This window comes from Enterococcus sp. DIV0170 (assembly GCF_051710765.1).
GTDB classification, from domain to species: Bacteria; Bacillota; Bacilli; order Lactobacillales; family Enterococcaceae; genus Enterococcus_A; species Enterococcus_A raffinosus.
On sequence record NZ_JBIOLG010000001.1, the window covers coordinates 323,424 to 344,280 of the forward strand.

Below are 20,857 nucleotides of genomic sequence, written 5' to 3' on the forward strand. Positions count from 1 at the left end.
TTCTTTTTTTGGTCAACTAAACTGTGGAAGTTAATTAGTTAAGTTTTCTAGCAAATAACCTTTCATAGTATTTTTAAGCAACTAGTAGAAAACTATTTGAACGTATAGTTAAATAAACCTGCCTTTATGGAAGGTAAATGGCATACTTTTCAATTCGAGAAGAGACGGTTTCGTTGACCATTAACTGATTGAGCACTATAGCCCAGTTTTGGATACGACCGCCAGCCCACTTCGTGTGTAACTCTTTCGTACGTAAATAAAGCAACTTAAGGAGCGCATTCTCATTAGAGAACGCTCCTTTTTTGGTGACTTTTATATAGCTGGAACGGATACTCTCCAGCATGACAGGTTTTAGATCATTACTTGGAGATCTTTCTCAACAATTGTTTTACTCTACAGTTATTGCCTTTGTGGTTATCGGTGTACCGTTGATCATTCTAGCCTATATTTTTCTTAAAAAAGTTATTCCAGTGTTAATTCTAGTTTGGGCACGCTACATGATTATTCAAACCAGGAGAGGGAAAGTATTCTAGTTGATCTTTAGACATTTAGTTATAAAAGATAATAATATCGCAAACGCGATAACTTGGTTTAATTTAGATTATGTCTACTAGCGAAAAACTAACGAAAAGGAGAGACCATGCAAAATACATTATATGAAGAATTTTACATTTACTTACAAGGAGTAGAGCTAAAGTTTGAAGGAGAGGATGCTCTAGTTGTAAAACAAGCATATTATGGCGCAAAAAGAAGGAAGTTTGAGGAAATTGAATTAGATAACTTAACTTTTAAAAAGGAGCGGATTGAGTGAAATCTATGTATTAAAATGGACAAAATGTTGTACACTGAGAGCTACTTTCGGAAGTATTTGTAAGTTGGAGCTATCATTGATCTATCTAAGATCCCTTATTTGGAAGAAAAAACCTCAAAAAGAAATTATCTTCTTGAGGTCATTTTGGAGTTTAGTATTTTTTCCATAACAGAAAAACGGATGTGCTCAAAAATATTGAACCGAGTATCAAATATAATGGATTTCCCTTTTTCATATTAGTTCTCGGGTAGCTACCCTTTTCTGCCCCATATATATGGGAATAGGACGAAACGTTTCTATATTTTACGTCATAGGTAGAGTGAGTATCTTTACTATTTGTTGATAGTGAATTAGATTCTGTAGTTGAACTAGGTTCTGTAGTTGAACTAGGTTCTGTAGTTGAACTAGGTTCTGTAGTTGAACCAGGTTCTGTAGTTGAACTAGGTTCTGTAGTTGAACTAGGTTCTGTAGTTGAACTAGGTTCTGTAGTTGAACTAGGTTCTGTAGTTGAACTAGGTTCTGTAGTTGAACCAGGTTCTGTAGTTGAACTAGGTTCTGTAGTTGAACTAGGTTCTGTAATTGAACTAGATTCTGTAGTTGAACCAGGTTCTGTAGTTGAACTAGGTTCTGTAGTTGAACTAGGTTCTGTAGTTGAACTAGGTTCTGTAGTTGAACCAGGTTCTGTAATTGAACTAGATTCTGTAGTTGAACTAGATTCTGTAGTTGAACCAGGTTCTGTAGTTGAACTAGGTTCTGTAATTGAACTAGATTCTGTAGTTGAACCAGGTTCTGTAGTTGAACTAGGTTCTGTAGTTGAACTATCTGGACTTATAGGGGGTGAAGGAAGAGACTCATCAATAGTAATTTCTACAGGCATTCCTTTTTTACCTTGTCCATTGCTATTCACAATATAAAAAGTCACAGTAGCTCCGCCTTCTGCAATATGATCAGGTGCAAGATCTATGGCCCAATTTGGAGCTTGCAATATAGTCTCCCAATCGTCACCTTTACCTGTAGCATTGGGATTAGAGGCACCTATGATTGCGGCGTATAAAACATAAAGATTCGTGTTTTCTGTTATAGGTCCAATCGTCAACCAATCGTTAAGGACTTCGCCTTGAGCGTTGTATTGATCGCCAGGATAGGAATCACTTTCTGAATTTCCATTTAGTTGTACGTATTTTTCCCAATTGTAGTAGGCATCTTGAACTTCAGGATCTTCCCAATGGTCGATGATACTTGTGTTATCTTCAGTGATTGCCAAAGTTCTCTGGTTTAAAAGTAAACTAGAACCAATAAGTATGCTGAGTACTAGAGAAATTCCGATTATTTTTTTGAGTAACATATTTTTCACTCCATTAAATGTTATGTTATCGATAGTAAGACAATTGGATGAATAAGACAAAAAATAGGTTTGAAAAGTAAAGAACTCTAACTATTTTAATAAAAAATCAAAATCTCAGAATTGTATTTTTAGTTTTGAATGTATTTATCGTGACTATTTATTAATAAAAAAGTTCTTCTAATGACGAAACAATATATCTTAGAATTTAAGTGATACTCATTTTTTTCAGCTACAGTCGGCGTTCAGGTTCATTTTCGAGTATCGATTTTTGGATACTCAGAATTCCGCTCAATTGTGAAGATACTGGAGAAGAAATAACTCTCAGTGAATATAAAGAAGCGACATACTGTTTAATGTATGCTGCTTCTTTATTTGGAACTATGACATCAGTTTACTGCTTGAGAGCAGGCATTCCACCTTTGATGTATTCTCTAGTGGGTTCTATATCAGGGATAAAGCGATCAATTTTTTCTTTTTCGATGATCACTGGCATACTATCATGAACTTTTGATACAGATGTGTTAGGACTGGTTATTATTATAATTGATTCTATTTCATTGCCGCTGTCTGAGTGGAGAATACGATAAAAGCCATCAACATAAGTTACTTTTCCTTTTGAGAACAAATGTTTTTGTTTACTGGAATCCCATTCGTGTTTTTCATTGTCAACAACTAGTTTCAAGTAGTAGCTTAATCTATCCCTCCCCTCTTCATACTCTGTTTGCTCACCGCAAAGTGAAAAAGGTTTCTTGATTGATGCACTTTAGCTCATACAGTTTGATCATGCTGAGTTCGTGTAAAACGAATATAATGATCTCATTCAGTCTCATGACTTTCACCTTCTGCATCTTCATAGAATGGTTGGTAAAACGCATTATCTTTTCCTGATTGATTTACTTGATTCAATTCTGCTTCAGTAGTTGATAAAACTTTTTTGGGATTTTCGAACATATCAATTAATGTTTGTTAAGAAAAAATAATTACCAAATTTATATGGATTTATTTAGGAAAACTAACAAAAAGGTTAGTGGCTTATCCCTAGGGTCAGAGCGTGTTTATCTGAGTAGATCATGAAGTTTATTTTCATAATATTACTAGTAACATTAATCCGAATATGCTATGATGTTGCTGTTAATGTTACTGGTAATTTAAAATTAGGAGGTGATAAATATTGAATATCAATGATGCTTCAGATTTGTTAGAGAAAAATGGCGTTACAAATAGTAAACAGATGTTACGCCGGTGGATTAGGCAAGGGAAAATTGAAGCTACTCTACTTTCAAAGAAACAAGGTTACCAAATCGATGAAAAAAGCCTGGACCAGTTTATCAATGAGAAGAAAAATGACGTCCAAAGATCGGGTAGTTATCAAGAAGGGTTTTCAGCAGGTTATGCAGCAGCAAAGGAAGAAATTTCTGGCCGCTTCAGGAAAATGATGCTTTTAGGTATGTATGAAAAGCAATTCCCTATTAGGCGCGGTGAGTTTAGGGAACACTGCTCTGATAGGATTTCTGAGCGAAATCTAAGGAGTTTTCTTGAGTTTTCTGACAAAACCTTTTTTAGTAAAGGAGTCAGCAACCCAAGACAAAAAATTTATTGTAACCAAATTGGAGATTATTTCTATTTTGAGAATACTGGTCTTACCATTGACCGGCTGCAGTTTAATTGTGACCAAGAAATATCTTTAGAGGGCAACGCATTAGATATGTTGATACAAGTGCTACTTGAAGATTTCAGAAACAGATAGTATAGCGTTTAAGAACATTTAAGAGTTGTTAGACTTTTGGAGGTGAGTATGCATGAATGAAGAACAAAAAGAGGCTTTCGAACAAATCGAAAAGCAAGTAAACGTTATGGGATTTACACCAATAGCAGCTTTAACAATGATACTTTCCTATCATAAAGGTGGCTATTACGAAAAACTGAACGATAAAGACTTTGAAGTCGTAGTGAAACACTTTGTTGAAAGATACATGTAGCTTGATTGAGTAAATGAATTTGAAGAACTGTTTTATTTGCCATACCAATTGTTAGCGTAAAATAATTGTTGGAAAACAAAAAAGAGATTTCTCCATGTGTGTTAAAATCAAGGTGCTTAAAACCTTAAAACATCAGCATGGAGGAATCTCTTATGAATATTGTACAACAAGCTGCAGAGAAAATCAGTCAAGAAATGCTAGAACAATTTGTTGGAATTCAAAATCATGATGTTAATTTTTCGGAACTTGTAGCGAATATTCAATCATGTGTTCATGAAATCGGTGTTTCTATGATTGAGACATTGATCATAGAAGCTGATTCTGCCTTGCGGCAGTCGCCTACAAGAAAGCGTGAGTGGCATATTCAGCGGAATGAAGATTCAAAGAGCTGTGCGACAACTCTGGGTCCAGTTGAGATTAAGCATACGTATTTTAAACATAAGAAGGATGGCCACTTTTCTTACTTGTTGGACGAGTATTTAGATATTTTACCTTACGAACGGATGGATATAGGATTAGAATCACAGATACTGGAAACAGCGTCAGAAAGATCTTACCAACAAACAGTTAAACAATTCCAACATTCTGGGATTACAAGTAAAGAAACGGTGAAAAATATTATTCACCGGCTAGAAACTGAAAAGCTGAATGTTCCTGGAAACACAAAAGCCAGCACACCTAAGGTGCTATTTATAGAAGCCGATGAGGATCATGTAGCTTATCAAGATGGTAAAAATCGCTTTATGAAGCTTGTTTATGTCCATGAAGGCTATGAAGAGAATCAAGGAACAAATAGTCGAACTAAACTAAAGAATATTCATTATTTTAGTGGCTTGTATTCAGATAATTATTGTTTGTGGGAAGAAGTTTCCAGCTATCTAGCTGTAACTTATGACTTAAATAAAGTAGAAAAGATTTATCTTTCTGGAGACGGTGCTGCTTGGATCAAAGAAGGAGTGGAAACTATTCCAAATGCACTATTTGTCTTAGATCGTTTCCATATGATTAAATATGTCCGAAATTCTTGTACGGGAATGATGAACTGTACATCCACCTTGTTAGGTTGGATTGATCATGGTCATAAGTTGTTCGTTCAAGAATTCTTTTCAAGTCGATTGAGCGATAAAAAAATAACTAAATCGCAAAGAAAGCAATTGAAGCAAGCAAAATCTTATCTCTTAGGTAATTGGCAAGCGATACAACGGCAACAAAATAGAGACTATATTGGTTGTAGTGCAGAAGGTCACGTGAGTCATGTTCTTTCGGCCAGATTAAGTTCTAGGCCGTTAGGCTGGAGTAAAGTTGGGGCAAATAATATCGCAAAGATGCGTGTATTTCTAAAGAACCAAGGAAACCTCATGGTTCACTTAGAATTGAGAAATAAAAAGATACAGAAAAAATCTAGAATTAATAAATTAGATAAACGTGTAAATAGTCCCAAAATATTGATAGATCAATCCTTTTTAGCAACACTACCAGTGTTGAAAGATGGTCGGGCAACTGGCTCAAAAACTAAAATTAAGAAAATGATCGATTATTAATTGATTACACAATCCTAGTTATATTTAGTACACACTTGGGAGAAATACAGTTTCCAACAAATTCTTGACGCAATGCTTAAAAGTTGGGAGTTGGAATTTGTAAAAGAATCGTGTTACAATGAACTTGCGAAATGTGAAGATTTCGAATATCAGGAACACGAAAGCCCTACTCGGCCAGGAGTAGGGCTTTTTTTAACACTGGATGCGACGGCCAGCGCGTGGGTTGAGTGACAGCTGCGTTCAGTTGTCGTCCCGATCATTCAACCAATGATCGACTAGTGTTGTCACTAGAGCCACAAATAGAGGTGCAACAACTAATGTGAAGAAATCTTTCATACCAGGAACACCCCCTCTCGGGGCAGCTGCCTTTGTTAGTATATCACAGGGCTTTCTTTTGTGTATGGTTACCCGCTATGAAAGCTGAAACGTTGTTAGAACGTGTTCTGACGCATGAAAATTCACAGAATTACCTTTTTTTGAAACAGCAGCATAACTTTCGTTAAATCAGCGTACTTTATTTAGAGGTGAATAGTATGCTTTATATTTTAGTTACCAATGATCAGGATCTATCAATCAGTCTTCACTTTGCTGATAGTTTTGAATTATCGTCATTCTATGTGTATGAATCCCAACAATCTTATCTAGCAGCAGTGGATCTATTCTTAAAAACGATTCTTAAATAATTTAGTAATCGTTCGGATTTGCTGCTGACGTTTGAGCTGAAGTAACTTGATTTTCCTGCAAATAGAATATTAAACAAGAACTTTCGAGCTTCCGATTGTTCACTAAAAATAATGATAGTAAGTTTGACTGTGTCTATTTATTCGGGATATAGTAATAGAAATTGGAGAGTTGGAGGTATTGATATGCCATATTATTTTACAAAGGGAAGAGCATACAATATTAATTATTCAGATCTAAAAACCGAACTATTAAAACTATTAAGAGGAACTGTCTTCAACTCATATATATACTGTGATATATATATAGATAAGTGGCTAGTGTGGTTAAAAACTTCTGATGATATGACGTTTGAGCAAATGGATACTAATCAGGAATATTACGCCAAAGTGATAAATAAATTTCGAATATTTAACCAGAATATTGAACTTGGGAATCAGATGATGAAAATTCATTTTAACTCTGAACTTTTTGCTGAAGCTATAAAAAATAAGAAGAATGTATCAAACGTTATCAGCTATAAACAGTTTGAAGGATCTCAGCCGTACTATACATGGTCTCCACCTGATGATGGTGAAAAATCTATTTCAAAGGGGCCAATTCTAGTTGTACCATTTAAGGGTGCTGGTGGAGCCTATTTAGTTATCGATGGAAATCATAGAGTATTCGAAGCAATAGAAAAAAAAGAAGATATTAAAGTTATTTACATTGATTTATCCGACAAGAGGATCAGACAAGCGTTATTTACTTCAGTATTTGATGAAGTTCTTTACGATTTCTATTTTGAAATGGCGTGTCTGTCAATTTATAAAGAAGCTAATCCTGAAATCAGTGATGTACTATTGCTAGAAAAGTCTTTTGTTTCAGGTGCATCCATTGATTATGAAATGTAGTTTAATTAGAAGTCTTAAGTTTAAATCTAATTAGCAGCATACATTTAAAGTATGCTGCTTCTTTATATTTTAGTCTATCATTCCGCCAAACTCAGAAGTTGGGACTTTAGATACTCAAAAGAGGAGTTATGTTGGGAAAACCCATACGAAAAGAGGGAGGATATCTTTGGCAACTATCAGATGAGTTCTTCGTGATAATACTAGGAGTATGCATTTTACTTGGACTACTGCTAGACTGCACAGGTTACGAAGGGTCAATTACTGTAGAAGATAGTGAAAGTTCTTCAGGGATATTAACTAATTCGGCCTCAGTCCTTTTTGGAATTGCCTTTTGGTTGCTAGGTGGGGTCAATTTTAAAGTCGCAACATTCAAGAAATCTTTTTTCACCATTCTTGTCAGTATTATTGTGGTAGATCGAGCCAGTTGTCACTTTTATTTTTAGTTGGCGACAATTTTCATTAAACGGAGAAATAAAATTAAATTTAATCAAAGAATAGAAAATAAGTGGAGAGATTCTCTTCTGTAAGAGAGAAAGAAGCATTTAATAAAACCTATTCTGAAAAAGAGAGGGTTTGATCATGTGCTATTTCTCCTCTAGCGTGTCAATGTATTATATTCCTGCCATATTTCCTTGATGGTAAAACTTCGAATAGACACTGGAAACGACTAACTTTCTTTTGATAACTCTTGATAAAAGGACTTCTTTTTGAGGTCCTTTTTTGTTTTTATCGGATTTCCTAAAAATGTACTTTTAAAGTACATTTTTAGGAAACCACTTAAAGCATACGCATGCTAAACTTGATTATCTGAGCACCTTTGTATGGGAAGAGAGGGATTCATAGAGGACGGGGGATCTGGAACAGTGACACAGAAAATAGCGGTAGAAATACAGACTATATCAAAATCATATTTTAAGAAGTTCGCTTATTTAAGTCTAAAGATTTCACATAATGTGATCATGTTGCATTCGTTTGGAACTCCTCCCTTATTCAATTAATTGTAGAAATGTATTAAGCAATTTCTGCAAGTCACTTTATTAATCCCTGACAATTACCTTAAAATTGTAAACCAATAAGTAATATTGATAATGTATATTTAAAACTATATCTAAAAATAAGCTTTTATATCTATAAAATTACAAGCAAACATGTTCTATCATCATGTAAATATATGTATTCAATTCAAGAATAGGTATCAATGCAAGAAGAATTAAATGTTGACAACTGTGTTCTTTTGTACAAACCGCGCAAACTTAATCCTAACATATCCTTAAAATCACCATGAAATGTTAGAGATATATCATCCATGAAAGCCATCCCAAATTCAAATTGGCGAAGAAATTATTGATTATGCAATTGAGTAGCTCTTTTTTATTTTCGAAGCTTTAATAAAATGATTAGAAAAAAGCGACTCTAATCTAAGAAAAACACAAGATATAAAAGTAAATTATCTATTATCATTTTTTTTTTGTGAAATAAAATTTCTGATAATTTTTCGTTTTATCCACCAACATAGAGAAATCCCTATATTGTACTATTTAGTATGTTCTTAAATTACAACTTTATAAATTAGGAGGAACGCTATGGGAAGGATATTGATACTGACGAAAAATCTATTGGCAGAGCAAGAATTACAATTAACTTTGCAAAGATCAAATGAGGAGGTTTATTGTTCATTCAATTTATTAAATAGTGTAGAAAAACATCAACAATTCTTTTCTTACTTCTCAGTTATTATATTTAGCGATACTGTATCTACACAAGAATTTGCTAAATTTCACTCTCTATTCAAAAAAACGAATCAAATTATTATTAGAAAAGGGAACCTGAGTATACTAAAAAATTCTGAACATTCATATTTAACGGATGTAGTTGATCATTGGATTGATTTAAATGGAATCAGCATTGGTGCTAACAACAAAATAAGCCTGTTGACAGATACAATTAGCGAGACAGAAAAAAGGATGGAATCCAAAAAAGAAGTGAATAGTTCAAACACTAAAATAGATTTGTTTTTTTCTAAGTTGTCTAACAATGAAAAAAAACTGTTGTATCATTTGGCTAAAGCTAATGGGAGAGCAGTATCGCGATTTGAACTTAGTTATATTTTGTGGGGAACAGAATTAAGCAGCTCACAAATGAGTCAACTTTCTAGTCTAAAAAAGCGTATCTGTAAAAAATTAGTAGAGACTGATTTTTCAGAGGACGATTTAACTATTTTGTGGAAAAAAGGATACTTGTTAAGCAACAAATTATTAAGAGAATTAATGAGTATTCCCTATTTTAAGAATTGAGATAAGAAAAAAAGAGAGAGGAAAAGTATGTTCATCCGAAAAAATAAACATATTATAAGAGATAAGATGAAAATTGGGAAATCAAAAAATGAAGACTCAGAATTAGGTGAGTGTATTCATGTAATTAATGAAAGCAAATTGGTGAAATTCTTTATCTTTATTGGAGGAATTTTGATGGGAACCTGGGTTTCATATTCATATTTTTTCTTGGGACATGTTTGGGTATATGGAATTTTCTTTGCAGAATTACCGGATATAGTGATACTAATTTTAAGCGGAGTGTTACTTCTAGTCGGAATTTCTTCTTTATGGAGTATGCGAAAAAGAAACGATATTCAAATTTATCAAAATGGGTTATTAATAAATGGGGAAAAAGTTACATATGCAAACGTCATTTCCATGGAATTAAAACGACGTATGTTTGTAAGTATAATTGTACGAACATTGGAGAATGAATTCATATATACAGCCTCTATTTTCACGCATAAGGATCAAGAAGCGATAAATCAAGTAATGAAAAGGCTATAGGGAATATTAGTTACATCTTTATTTTTATGTAAATGTCTAGATAGGTTTATTAGGTTCTAGATTAATATTGTTGAACGGGAATGAGTAGAAATCTTTTATATTGATAAAAAAGTAATTGATGCTTTGAAAATAGAATACGGAGAAAATGATATGTTACCTTGCTATACTATAGCTCAAGGAATTTCGGCTAGCTCTAATCAAGCTGTTCTTTTAGTGAATAAAAACAAATTGATTGTATTATATATTCACAAACTATCAGATAAAGTAGTACAAAAGAATGAATTAAACTTAGCTGAAATTTCAAGAAGTACTTTAAGGAATTCTCTACCTTTTTCAAAAGTTTGGAGATTCTATTACAAGGAGCAAAAATGGATATTTAGAATTCCTTATATCCATCCATTGAGAATTATCAAGACAGACTTTGTTGATTTTCTATATGAATTAAAATCTAAGGGTTTATTATCTAATGATTAGAAAGATTAAGAGGAACTTTCTAACACGAATTATTTGGGAGAATAAACTTGTGATTTAATGATTAATATTTAAAAGGAAGGATTGGATTTATGAAATATATAAAAATACTTGTTGTCTTTGTACTATTATTAGTATCGTTTCCTATAAATGTTTTTGGAGACGCTTCAGCTATCATGTTTGGAGGCACTTCATATTCGAGTATTAGAGCGCAGACCGAAAAAGTTGATTTTTCGGGTGCACCAAACAAGCTGGTTTGGAGCATTAGAGTAAATAGAGTTAATAATGAACCTGTTAATTTTAGTTCAAGAGTTTTCTTGAATGATGGAACGGTTACTACGTCATATAATGATGTATTTGAATTGGATAATAGTTTGGTCAGACTGGTGGATAGACCTGACATTTCTACTTCATCTGATTCATCGTACCAATTGCTAACTTCGACGGATGGCACTAACTATACTGAAGAGTTACCGATGGACTGGAGACAAGTAAAGGGATTCAAAGTTGTTTTACCTTCTAGCGTGCCTATAGGAACCACCTTAGAAGTCGGCTTTTCAATTGAGATAGATGCGCTTAATTTACCTACAGATTTAGCCACAAAAGGAATAGAGCATTCTTACATATATGGTAGCTCTGGTGGCAGAAGTGGTGATTGGATGCCTTTATATATAAGTCCAAAGATAGATGAAGGAAAAGATGTCATTGTTGAGTATGTGGATGAGGACGATTTTGAAATAAGCACATCCCAGGCATTAAGTGGTAATATTGGTGATCCATACGATGCTACTACTGATGAATATAAATTAGTAATCCCAGGCTATACCTTAGATGAAAGTCAACTTCCAAGTAATGCAACAGGGTTATTTAGTGAAGAAGAACAGAAAGTTAGATATGTATACAAGAAAGATATAAATTCAGCAGAAGACGTGACAGTGAAGTATCAGGATGAAGAAGGACGCAAGCTGGCAGAGGACGAAGTGAAAAGCGGAAACATTGGCGATCCGTATACCACTGAACAGAAAGAAATTGAAGGATATACGTTCAAGGAAGTACAGGGTTCGGCGACCGGCACATTGAGTGATCAGGCGCAAACAGTGACGTATATCTACAGTAAGATTCCAGTACCAGCAGAAGACGTGACAGTGAAGTATCAGGATGAAGAAGGACGCAAGCTGGCAGAAGACGAAGTGAAAAGTGGAAACATTGGCGATCCGTATACCACTGAACAGAAAGAAATTGAAGGATATACGTTCAAGGAAGTACAGGGTTCGGCGACCGGCACATTGAGTGATCAGGCGCAAACAGTGACGTATATCTACAGTAAGATTCCAGTACCAGCAGAAGACGTGACCGTGAAGTATCAGGATGAAGAAGGACGCAAGCTGGCAGAAGACGAAGTGAAAAGTGGAAACATTGGCGATCCGTATACCACTGAACAGAAAGAAATTGAAGGATATACGTTCAAGGAAGTACAGGGTTCGGCGACCGGCACATTGAGTGATCAGGCGCAAACAGTGACGTATATCTACAGTAAGATTCCAGTACCAGCAGAAGACGTGACCGTGAAGTATCAGGATGAAGAAGGACGCAAGCTGGCAGAAGACGAAGTGAAAAGCGGAAACATTGGCGATCCGTATACCACTGAACAGAAAGAAATTGAAGGATATACGTTCAAGGAAGTACAGGGTTCGGCGACCGGCACATTGAGTGATCAGGCGCAAACAGTGACGTATATCTACAGTAAAATTCCAGTACCAGCAGAAGACGTGACCGTGAAGTATCAGGATGAAGAAGGACGCAAGCTGGCAGAAGACGAAGTGAAAAGTGGAAACATTGGCGATCCGTATACCACTGAACAGAAAGAAATTGAAGGATATACGTTCAAGGAAGTACAGGGTTCGGCGACCGGCACATTGAGTGATCAGGCGCAAACAGTGACGTATATCTACAGTAAAATTCCAGTACCAGCAGAAGACGTGACCGTGAAGTATCAGGATGAAGAAGGACGCAAGCTGGCAGAAGACGAAGTGAAAAGCGGAAACATTGGCGATCCGTATACCACTGAACAGAAAGAAATTGAAGGATATACGTTCAAGGAAGTACAGGGTTCGGCGACCGGCACATTGAGTGATCAGGCGCAAACAGTGACGTATATCTACAGTAAGATTCCAGTACCAGCAGAAGACGTGACAGTGAAGTATCAGGATGAAGAAGGACGCAAGCTGGCAGAAGACGAAGTGAAAAGTGGAAACATTGGCGATCCGTATACCACTGAACAGAAAGAAATTGAAGGATATACGTTCAAGGAAGTACAGGGTTCGGCGACCGGCACATTGAGTGATCAGGCGCAAACAGTGACGTATATCTACAGTAAGATTCCAGTACCAGCAGAAGACGTGACCGTGAAGTATCAGGATGAAGAAGGACGCAAGCTGGCAGAGGACGAAGTGAAAAGCGGAAACATTGGCGATCCGTATACCACTGAACAGAAAGAAATTGAAGGATATACGTTCAAGGAAGTACAGGGTTCGGCGACCGGCACATTGAGTGATCAGGCGCAAACAGTAGTATTTGTATACACGAGGAACGACTCATCTGGAGTTAAAGATACACAAAAGAACTCTGATAAAGGAGAGGTTGTTATTCGACACACAGATATGAATGGGAAATCTTTAGGAGAAGATGAAATAATTATAGGAAATGTTGGTAGAACTTACACGACGAAACCATTAAGCTTTTTACCAAGTACAGGAATGGATAATACTACATCAGAAATGCTTAAAATTTTAGGCGTAATTATCTTAATTTGTATTGCAGCATTTTGGAGAGTGCTTTGTACAAATAAGAAACGTGGATAAAAGCTAAAACAATCTAGAAAGTAGTTTTTCTAGATTGTTTTTTTAAATATTATCATGAAATTGGAACGGTGAATTTGTATGATTCTAGATATACTTGAAGAAAAAGATAAAAATGTATTCTTAACTGCACAAGTACTTGAGCAATACAATAACGAACTTTTAACTGACAGTATAATCTGTGAAAAGTTATCGTTATCTAAATATAAAGTTGAGTCATGTATAGACGAATTGAATGGCTACCAATTAAAAGGGGAAATTTCAATTAATAAAAATAGTGAGATTGTCTATTCAAATATTACTATGAATGATTTGGAAAGATTGAAAAATGAATTAATCAGACGATCTAAAAAGTTTAAGTTATTACATTACATTGTACAAGAAGGTTCCAACATAAAAATATTTGCTAAGGAAGAGTATTTGAGTTTGCCTCAGGCCTATCGAAAAAGACAGGAATTAAACGCGTATTTATATAAAGAATTTGGAATTAAAATTGAAGGGATGAGTTTAAAAGCGGATTCTGAATTACATATAAGAAATATGCTAAATGATATTTACTTTTTCTATTTCAGTGGATTTCCTCCACCCTTTTCAAAAAAAGTATGTGAGTATAGCAATACAACCAAAACAGTAATTATGGCAGATTTACAGAATCGTATCACTAAAACGCTTCAAGAAAAATTAGTTTTGTTTTTATCTATTCAATATTGCAGGGCGAAAAATAGCTATGCAATTTCTTACAAAGATGATGAGTTTATTAAATCTATTGTATCGATTGATAGAACTAGAGTTATCAAGGTACGTAAGCACTTATATAAGAATGGATTATCGGATACAGAGCAATATTTGTTAGATACTTACATTTTTTTGGGGGGATACAAAAAAAATATAACAATTCAACCCCAAGGAGCGGTTATCTATTTAATAGATAGATTTCAAGACATCTTTAATAATTATTTTGGCCAGGCGCATCTTTATGCTGATAAAACAAGAAAAAAACTTACAATACTTTTTTCCAATTGGTTTATTTTTTCTAGTATGGCAACTTCTTTCATTGACGAATTCCAAATTAATTATTTTAGTGAAATGTTTCCTACATTTCACGCAATCGCATTTGAATTTGTTGATAAGCATTGTCGGGTAATACTAGGTATAGGGATTAAAAATTCACAATTGGTAAAATTCTATTATGACATAATATTCATGTTAGTTGATAATATACCTGTAAAAGAAATAGAACCTTTAATTAAAGTGTGTATAGATTTTTCACATGGGGAATCTTACAATTCCTTCATTGAAAGAAATATTGAATACTACAAAGATTTAAATATCGAGTTTCAGCGATTCAATGATACTGAAACAGATTTATATTTAACTGATATTTATCAACCGTTGCTTTTGGCAAAACAAATTATTTGGAGAGATCCGCCTACAAAGAATGATTGGGCGTATTTTGCCGATATAATTTTAGAACTGAAGAGGGATAAAATTGAAAAAGAAACGTAAGCATATAGTACTAATTACCTTCATTTTTTTTATCGGACAAATACAATCAGCTAGACTATCAAAGACAAATAAATACTTTAATAATTTAGAGATAAATGTTTTGAGTCAACAACATTATATTATTCAGAATAATGTACTATGGAAGCTACGTGAAATTCCAATAAATGCATCTGGGCGAATAATGAATAAAAAACAGGAAGTTCATTATGTATACGAAAGGGTAAACAGAAAAGAGAAAAGAGAACTTAGGGAGGCGACCACCTCCAAAGGAAACCAAATCTTGTCTTTACAGAAAAGAACTGCTTTTGGCGGAAATAATCATCCGAAAGAACCATATGCGTTAAATAATTTGGTGAAATGTTTATGTGGGAAATTGATATACGGACTCTCAGATTAATTATTTTAGGGTGGCTAAGATTATTCGTACAGGCATTACATTTTTCATGGTATCCGGCAATGAAGAAAAAAGTTGGGAACAAGTCGAAAATCTTAGAAATATGAATGTCACACAATCTGATTGTGTGACATTCGCTAAAATAGCTCTATCCCTTGCGGCTCTAGGGAAAGCTCGTTTTTCTTCTGGTCGGTTTTTTATTTGTGTGTTTTGAATGCAACATAACCTAATGCACACTAGACTTAAGTTGCATTGGGTAAAAAGAACGGTTGCATTTTTATGTTTAAAAGAAAGAATCGATCGTTTTTATGTATTTCTCCTTTTTTGTCTGGTTTATAGAGTAAAAGAAGTTAGTGAAGTGGTCGTAAATTGCGTGTAAAAAAAGAGGACAGCTAAAATTAGCCATCCTCAGTTGCACTCGATAGTAATACCGGAATGCTTTTTAAATTAAATTGATACAACAGTGCAGTCTTTGGCAACCTCTTTTAACAAACATGCAGATTCTGACGCGGATAGACCGTTTGATCTTTTGACGATACGCCCTTGATTGATTGCTCGCGATAGTAAGAACCGTACTTCAGCGAACCGATAATCCCATAATTTCAACGGTACATCATTCAAATGTGGATCACGCGATTTGCAAGCATCCGCTGGCACTAACGATGCAAGGTCATCGAAATTGATCGCGTCTGCAAATTCTAAATAAAATTCTTCATGTGAAATCTCGCCAACGAGATACTCTTTTCTTTTTTGCTCGTAATTGAATCCCATATTTAAGCCACTCCCTATGTTTTATTTTCGGTGATTTCATAGGGCGTAAGCCTCGTTTTTAGGTCTTAGAAAGTGGCTAAAACTTGGCTAAAATTGATGTTCAAAACAGTGCAATTCAGTGCAAACTTTTGGCAATCAATTTTTACAAAACCGCTTCAAATCGTTGTTGTTTCAATGGATTGCAAACTTAAACACAAAAAAGCCAGGCTCTCGACTGCCTGGCTCTTAGAATATCGGAAGGATTAGTTCATTCGAATTTTATATTACTTTTTATGATACATGCAAAGTATTACATGAATTTCTTGACTATAAACATAAATATTTGTTTTTACTACGTTTTCACTTTTATTCAGTTTTAAGAAACTTTTTTCTTACTTACGTATCTTTTTACTTGTGTGTTTGATGTACTACTCAACCTCTGATACGCATTCACTATTTATAAAGAAATACTTCACACGTACACTCTTGACAACTTTTCGGTGAATCTTGTATTACTAACAATTTTATTGTTTACTTTTTTCTACTTTCTTATCGAGAAATCCTTCGAATGATCTAAGTTCCTCCTTCCTTGTATCTATAATATAGCACATTTGAGTTGTTTTTGGAAGCGATTACACTTGGTTATTTAGAAAGATTAATTTTGTTACTTTTTGATCAAAAGACAAGGTGTATGCTTTGAGTTAAGACTCTTTTCTGTGTTATAGTAATAATATAGACAGGTTTTTTATAACGAAAAGGAGGGATGGGATGGAACCCTACAAAGAGACGATAGATACCGTAGTTAGCGAATTTGACGCTGATTTAGCTGATGGATTGACGGAAGATAAAGTACAGGAACAAATAAAAAATAACGGAAAAAATAAATTTGATGAAGCGCCAAAGGAATCCTTGATTAAAAAATTTTTTCATAGTTTGACAGATTTTACAACGATTATTTTATTAGTTGCAGCAGTTATATCCCTTTATACCGCTATAGCGACTGATCATGGTGATTATTTCGAAAGTTTTCTAATTATAGCTATTGTTGTGATTAATTCGGTTTTGGCGATCGTGCAGGAAGGAAATGCGGAGAAAGCATTATCTGCTTTGCAAGATATGAATAAGCAGACAGCGACTGTCATGCGTGATGGAAAACAAGAAGAAATTGATGCTGAGAATCTTGTGCCGGGGGATACACTACTACTTGAATCTGGCTCAATGATCACTGCGGATGCAAGAATCGTAGAAGCGTCACAATTACGTGTAGAGGAATCAGCATTAACTGGTGAAAGTGAACCAGTGATGAAAGATCCAGAATATCAAGGCGAAGAGGACGATGCATTAGGTGATCGCTTGAATATGCTTTACAAAGGATCGACAGTAGTTAATGGTCGCGGGAAAGCAATCGTAACTGCAACTGGTATGAAGACTGAGATGGGAAAAATCGCCGGTCTTTTAAATAGTGATGAAACACAAAAAACACCTCTGCAAAAACGATTAAATCAATTAGGGAAACGGATCAGTTTGATCGCTTTGGCAGCTGCGGCTTTTGTGTTTTTCATTGGAGAGATGCAAGGCGAACCAATGTTGGATATGTTTATCACAGCGATTTCCTTAGCTGTGGCGGCCGTGCCGGAAACATTGACGGTTATTGTGACATTAACATTAGCCTATGGCGTTCAAAAAATGGCGCAAAAGAATGCGATTATTCGCCGATTACCAGCTGTGGAGACTTTAGGATCAGCAAACGTGATTTGTTCTGATAAAACTGGGACATTGACTCAAAACAAAATGCGTGTTCGTCGTGTCTGGACACATGGTGATTCGGTCGTTGATACTGAAGAAGGTATGACGGAAGAAGCGATGGAAGTTTTGAGCATTGCGGCTTTATGTACCGATGTCATTGTGGAAAATGATGACAATGAATTAGAAATTAAAGGCAATCCTACAGAAGCAGCAATTGTTCGCGCAGTAGAGGAAAATTATCATACGAAAGCTGAACTGGAAGAAAAATACCCGAGAATCGGTGAAATTCCTTTCGACTCTGATCGGAAAATGATGACGACTGTACATAAGCGCGGGAAGAAATTTATTTCTATTACTAAAGGTGCTTTCGACGTGTTACTACCAAAATTCCATTACGGGGATGTAGATCAGGCGGCGATCGTTAATGACCGTTTCGGGAAAAAAGCGTTACGAGTCATTGCTGTAGGTTATGCGATCCATGAAGAAGAACCTAAGGACATAACCTCGGAAGCATTAGAAAAAGATTTGCGCTTGATGGGCTTGATCGGTATGATTGATCCGCCAAGACCAGAATCAAAAGCAGCTATTGCACGTGCCAAAAAAGCAGGGATCAAAACAGTGATGATCACCGGGGACCATGTCGTTACTGCCGGAGCTATCGCCAAAGAATTAGGAATCATGAAAACTCGGAAAGAAGCGATCTCTGGTGCTCAATTACAAAAAATGAGTGATGAAGAGCTTGATGGACGTGTGAAGGACTTATCTGTTTATGCACGTGTGACACCAGAAGATAAAATTCGAATCGTCAAATCCTGGCAACGTACAGGCGCTGTCGTAGCGATGACTGGAGATGGCGTCAATGATGCTCCAGCATTAAAAGCGAGTGATGTTGGTTGTGCCATGGGAATTACCGGTACCGATGTTGCTAAAGGTGCAGCCGATATGGTGTTGACCGATGACAATTTCGCAACAATCGTTGATGCAGTAGCTCGTGGACGTTCTGTGTACCAAGGAATTCGTAAAGCAATCAACTTTTTATTAAGCTGTAATATCTCAGAAATTTTCATTGTAGTGATTGCAATGCTATTAGGCTGGGGTGCCCCGTTTACGGCAGTACAATTGTTGTTTGTAAACGTGGTAGCAGATGGGCTTCCTGGATTTGCGTTGGGGAGAGAACCGGCTGAAGCTGGAATCATGGATGAAAAACCAATTCCTCGCGATGAAGGAATCTTTGCTCGCGGTCTATGGGAAAAAATTGGTTTGAACGCAGCGGTCTTTACGGTTGTGACTCTGATTGGTTTCTATATTGGGGCATTTGTTGAACATGTTAGCTACTTTACGCCACCAAGTTTGGAAGTTGGGCAAACTGTTGCATTTCTAGTTTTAGCTTACTCATCAATCCTGCACGTATTTAATGTACGTAGTAGTAAATCGATTTTTAAAGTAGATTTAGCAACGAATAAATCATTGGCTCAAATGGCCTGGTTAGCATTAGGAATTACAACGGCAATTGCGCTAATTCCTCAGACACAAGAATTGTTCTATCTTGTACCAATCAGTATGAATCATTGGGTGATTGCGATCTTGCTTTCAATTGTACCAATCATAGTGAACGAGCTAATCAAGTTCCATAAAGCACCAGAAGTAGATCCGAAAAATATCTAGAAACGAACGTCTTCGATGGTCATTCTTTCCATCGAAGACTTTTTTTAATAGTAAGGGAAAGGTTATACGCAAAAAGAGATTTTGAGTCTGTTTAAGTTCTTCTTAGGATCGCTGTAAGAGAAGTTGCAAAAGCAAGTTAAAACCAGTATTATGGTACAAGTTGCAAACACATACATATAGAAGAAAGTAGGAAATTAAATGACTGAACCTGCCATTTCTTATCGTTTAATAAAGAAAGAAAAACATACAGGCGCACGCTTGGGCGAGATCATTACGCCTCACGGTACTTTCCCGACCCCTATGTTTATGCCCGTAGGGACGCTTGCTACAGTAAAAACAATGTCACCAGAAGAATTGAAGGAGATGGGTGCCGGCATTATCTTAAGTAATACCTACCACCTTTGGCTGCGTCCAGGAGAAGATTTGGTCGCTGAAGCAGGCGGCCTGCACAAATTTATGAATTGGGATCAGCCAATCTTAACCGATTCTGGCGGTTTCCAAGTCTTTTCACTGGCTGATATGCGCAATATCGTCGAAGAAGGAGTTCATTTTAAAAATCATTTAAATGGTTCGAAGATGTTCTTATCACCAGAAAAAGCGATCGATATTCAAAATAAATTAGGCTCAGATATTATGATGAGCTTTGATGAGTGTCCACCATTTGATGAAAGCTATGATTATGTCAAAAAATCTGTTGAACGTACGTCTCGCTGGGCTGAACGCGGCCTAAAAGCACATGCGAATCCAGCGACTCAAGGCCTATTCGGGATTATTCAAGGGGCTGGCTTTGAGGATCTACGACGTCAAAGCGCGAAAGATCTTGTAAGTATGGATTTTCCTGGCTATTCTATCGGCGGGCTTTCTGTTGGTGAGCCAAAGGAAGAAATGAACCGAGTATTAGAATTTACTACACCGTTAATTCCAGAAAACAAACCTCGATATCTTATGGGAGTTGGCGCAGCCGATTCATTAATAGATGGTGTCATACGCGGTGTTGACATGTTTGACTGCGTGCTGCCAACACGTATAGCACGTAATGGTACCTGTATGACGTCTGCTGGTCGATTAGTCGTTAAAAATGCGAAGTACGCTCATGATTTCCGTCCTCTAGATGAAAAGTGTGATTGCTATACTTGTCGTAATTATACACGTGCATATATTCGTCATTTGATCCACTGTGATGAAACCTTTGGGATTCGCCTGACTTCTTATCACAATTTGTATTTCTTGATCAACTTGATGAAGCAAGTTCGTCAAGCAATTATGGATGATAACTTATTAGAATTTCGTCAAGCCTTCTTTGAAGAATATGGTTTTAACAAGCAAAACGCAAAAAGTTTCTAAAGTCTGATTAAAAAGGCTAGTGTAACGCTGGAAACTTTGTTACAGTTAAAA

General features: G+C 35.7%; 19 protein-coding genes and 1 pseudogene. 15 read left to right on the plus strand and 5 right to left on the minus strand.

Translation table 11 applies throughout. The features are described from left to right. Window positions 1–124 precede the first annotated feature (124 nt). A pseudogene (locus IGI50_RS01600) lies at window positions 125–340 on the minus strand (IS256 family transposase); the annotation flags it as partial. Between the two features lies 1 nt (window position 341). Between IGI50_RS01600 and IGI50_RS01605 the strand changes: the two are divergent. Both IGI50_RS01605 and IGI50_RS01610 read left to right on the plus strand, forming a co-directional pair. Beyond that, window positions 342–533, plus strand: coding sequence for a hypothetical protein (locus IGI50_RS01605; protein ID WP_438775903.1), 192 nt, complete (start codon window positions 342–344; stop codon window positions 531–533). A gap of 107 nt (window positions 534–640) precedes the next feature. Next, window positions 641–811, plus strand: coding sequence for a hypothetical protein (locus tag IGI50_RS01610; protein WP_438775905.1), 171 nt, complete (start codon window positions 641–643; stop codon window positions 809–811). Between the two features lie 151 nt (window positions 812–962). Here IGI50_RS01610 and IGI50_RS01615 read toward each other — a convergent pair whose 3' ends face one another. Both IGI50_RS01615 and IGI50_RS01620 read right to left on the minus strand, forming a co-directional pair. After that, window positions 963–2,156 (minus strand): hypothetical protein, encoded by a 1,194-nt coding sequence (locus tag IGI50_RS01615; RefSeq protein ID WP_438775907.1) that lies wholly within the window; start codon window positions 2,154–2,156, stop codon window positions 963–965. Between the two features lie 391 nt (window positions 2,157–2,547). After that, window positions 2,548–2,838, minus strand: a complete 291-nt coding sequence (locus IGI50_RS01620) for an SOS response-associated peptidase family protein (protein ID WP_438775908.1) — start codon at window positions 2,836–2,838, stop codon at window positions 2,548–2,550. Window positions 2,839–3,327: 489 nt separating this feature from the next. Between IGI50_RS01620 and IGI50_RS01625 the strand changes: the two genes are divergently transcribed. The 3 genes from IGI50_RS01625 (at window position 3,328) to IGI50_RS01635 (ending at window position 5,676) form a co-directional block, all read left to right on the plus strand. Beyond that, window positions 3,328–3,903 (plus strand): helix-turn-helix domain-containing protein, encoded by a 576-nt coding sequence (locus tag IGI50_RS01625; RefSeq protein ID WP_438775910.1) that lies wholly within the window; start codon window positions 3,328–3,330, stop codon window positions 3,901–3,903. 52 nt (window positions 3,904–3,955) lie between these two features. Then, window positions 3,956–4,135 (plus strand): hypothetical protein, encoded by a 180-nt coding sequence (locus IGI50_RS01630; protein WP_438775912.1) that lies wholly within the window; start codon window positions 3,956–3,958, stop codon window positions 4,133–4,135. A 152-nt stretch (window positions 4,136–4,287) separates the two neighbouring features. Further along, window positions 4,288–5,676, plus strand: a complete 1,389-nt coding sequence (locus IGI50_RS01635; RefSeq protein ID WP_438775913.1) for an ISLre2 family transposase — start codon at window positions 4,288–4,290, stop codon at window positions 5,674–5,676. A 240-nt stretch (window positions 5,677–5,916) separates the two neighbouring features. Here IGI50_RS01635 and IGI50_RS01640 read toward each other — a convergent pair whose 3' ends face one another. Beyond that, complete coding sequence (locus IGI50_RS01640) at window positions 5,917–6,012, minus strand: type I toxin-antitoxin system Fst family toxin (RefSeq protein ID WP_438775915.1); 96 nt, start codon at window positions 6,010–6,012, stop codon at window positions 5,917–5,919. 197 nt (window positions 6,013–6,209) lie between these two features. Here IGI50_RS01640 and IGI50_RS01645 point away from each other — a divergent pair, with 197 nt between their 5' ends. From IGI50_RS01645 to IGI50_RS01680, 8 genes are all read left to right on the plus strand, one after another. Next, window positions 6,210–6,359, plus strand: a complete 150-nt coding sequence (locus IGI50_RS01645; RefSeq protein ID WP_438775917.1) for a hypothetical protein — start codon at window positions 6,210–6,212, stop codon at window positions 6,357–6,359. 183 nt (window positions 6,360–6,542) lie between these two features. Further along, window positions 6,543–7,250 (plus strand): hypothetical protein, encoded by a 708-nt coding sequence (locus IGI50_RS01650; RefSeq protein ID WP_438775919.1) that lies wholly within the window; start codon window positions 6,543–6,545, stop codon window positions 7,248–7,250. Between the two features lie 1,583 nt (window positions 7,251–8,833). After that, entirely contained in the window at window positions 8,834–9,544 is a 711-nt protein-coding gene (locus IGI50_RS01655) for a helix-turn-helix domain-containing protein (protein WP_438775920.1), read from the plus strand. 27 nt (window positions 9,545–9,571) lie between these two features. Further along, complete coding sequence (locus tag IGI50_RS01660) at window positions 9,572–10,072, plus strand: hypothetical protein (protein WP_438775922.1); 501 nt, start codon at window positions 9,572–9,574, stop codon at window positions 10,070–10,072. A 150-nt stretch (window positions 10,073–10,222) separates the two neighbouring features. After that, window positions 10,223–10,546, plus strand: coding sequence for a hypothetical protein (locus tag IGI50_RS01665; RefSeq protein ID WP_438775924.1), 324 nt, complete (start codon window positions 10,223–10,225; stop codon window positions 10,544–10,546). Window positions 10,547–10,635: 89 nt separating this feature from the next. Then, window positions 10,636–13,404, plus strand: a complete 2,769-nt coding sequence (locus tag IGI50_RS01670) for a MucBP domain-containing protein (RefSeq protein WP_438775926.1) — start codon at window positions 10,636–10,638, stop codon at window positions 13,402–13,404. 78 nt (window positions 13,405–13,482) lie between these two features. Next, the gene (locus tag IGI50_RS01675; protein WP_438775928.1) at window positions 13,483–14,907 is read left to right on the plus strand and encodes a helix-turn-helix domain-containing protein; all 1,425 of its coding nucleotides are present in this window, start codon (window positions 13,483–13,485) and stop codon (window positions 14,905–14,907) included. Further along, window positions 14,891–15,304, plus strand: a complete 414-nt coding sequence (locus IGI50_RS01680; RefSeq protein WP_438775930.1) for a hypothetical protein — start codon at window positions 14,891–14,893, stop codon at window positions 15,302–15,304. Before IGI50_RS01675 ends, IGI50_RS01680 begins: the two co-directional genes overlap by 17 nt. Before the next feature lie 444 nt (window positions 15,305–15,748). On the opposite strand, the gene IGI50_RS01685 is transcribed toward IGI50_RS01680, so the two are convergent. Further along, complete coding sequence (locus IGI50_RS01685) at window positions 15,749–16,072, minus strand: hypothetical protein (protein WP_438775931.1); 324 nt, start codon at window positions 16,070–16,072, stop codon at window positions 15,749–15,751. A gap of 747 nt (window positions 16,073–16,819) precedes the next feature. On the opposite strand from IGI50_RS01685, the gene IGI50_RS01690 reads away from it, so the two are divergent. Continuing rightward, on the plus strand, window positions 16,820–19,462 hold the full coding sequence (locus IGI50_RS01690) for a cation-translocating P-type ATPase (RefSeq protein ID WP_218256501.1): 2,643 nt from the start codon (window positions 16,820–16,822) through the stop codon (window positions 19,460–19,462). Window positions 19,463–19,660: 198 nt separating this feature from the next. Beyond that, on the plus strand, window positions 19,661–20,806 hold the full coding sequence (gene tgt, locus IGI50_RS01695) for a tRNA guanosine(34) transglycosylase Tgt (protein WP_010747142.1): 1,146 nt from the start codon (window positions 19,661–19,663) through the stop codon (window positions 20,804–20,806). Window positions 20,807–20,857 lie beyond the last annotated feature (51 nt).

Excerpts from the sequence above, each read along its gene's own strand:
- IGI50_RS01605 (WP_438775903.1), top strand. The coding sequence starts at position 342 with ATGACAGGTTTTAGATCATTACTTGGAGATCTTTCTCAACAATTGTTT.
- IGI50_RS01610 (WP_438775905.1), top strand. The coding sequence starts at position 641 with ATGCAAAATACATTATATGAAGAATTTTACATTTACTTACAAGGAGTA.
- IGI50_RS01615 (WP_438775907.1), bottom strand. The coding sequence starts at position 2,156 with ATGTTACTCAAAAAAATAATCGGAATTTCTCTAGTACTCAGCATACTT.
- IGI50_RS01630 (WP_438775912.1), top strand. The coding sequence starts at position 3,956 with ATGAATGAAGAACAAAAAGAGGCTTTCGAACAAATCGAAAAGCAAGTA.
- IGI50_RS01635 (WP_438775913.1), top strand. The coding sequence starts at position 4,288 with ATGAATATTGTACAACAAGCTGCAGAGAAAATCAGTCAAGAAATGCTA.
- IGI50_RS01640 (WP_438775915.1), bottom strand. The coding sequence starts at position 6,012 with ATGAAAGATTTCTTCACATTAGTTGTTGCACCTCTATTTGTGGCTCTA.
- IGI50_RS01645 (WP_438775917.1), top strand. The coding sequence starts at position 6,210 with ATGCTTTATATTTTAGTTACCAATGATCAGGATCTATCAATCAGTCTT.
- IGI50_RS01650 (WP_438775919.1), top strand. The coding sequence starts at position 6,543 with ATGCCATATTATTTTACAAAGGGAAGAGCATACAATATTAATTATTCA.
- IGI50_RS01655 (WP_438775920.1), top strand. The coding sequence starts at position 8,834 with ATGGGAAGGATATTGATACTGACGAAAAATCTATTGGCAGAGCAAGAA.
- IGI50_RS01660 (WP_438775922.1), top strand. The coding sequence starts at position 9,572 with ATGTTCATCCGAAAAAATAAACATATTATAAGAGATAAGATGAAAATT.
- IGI50_RS01665 (WP_438775924.1), top strand. The coding sequence starts at position 10,223 with ATGTTACCTTGCTATACTATAGCTCAAGGAATTTCGGCTAGCTCTAAT.
- IGI50_RS01670 (WP_438775926.1), top strand. The coding sequence starts at position 10,636 with ATGAAATATATAAAAATACTTGTTGTCTTTGTACTATTATTAGTATCG.
- IGI50_RS01675 (WP_438775928.1), top strand. The coding sequence starts at position 13,483 with ATGATTCTAGATATACTTGAAGAAAAAGATAAAAATGTATTCTTAACT.
- IGI50_RS01685 (WP_438775931.1), bottom strand. The coding sequence starts at position 16,072 with ATGGGATTCAATTACGAGCAAAAAAGAAAAGAGTATCTCGTTGGCGAG.
- IGI50_RS01690 (WP_218256501.1), top strand. The coding sequence starts at position 16,820 with ATGGAACCCTACAAAGAGACGATAGATACCGTAGTTAGCGAATTTGAC.
- tgt (WP_010747142.1), top strand. The coding sequence starts at position 19,661 with ATGACTGAACCTGCCATTTCTTATCGTTTAATAAAGAAAGAAAAACAT.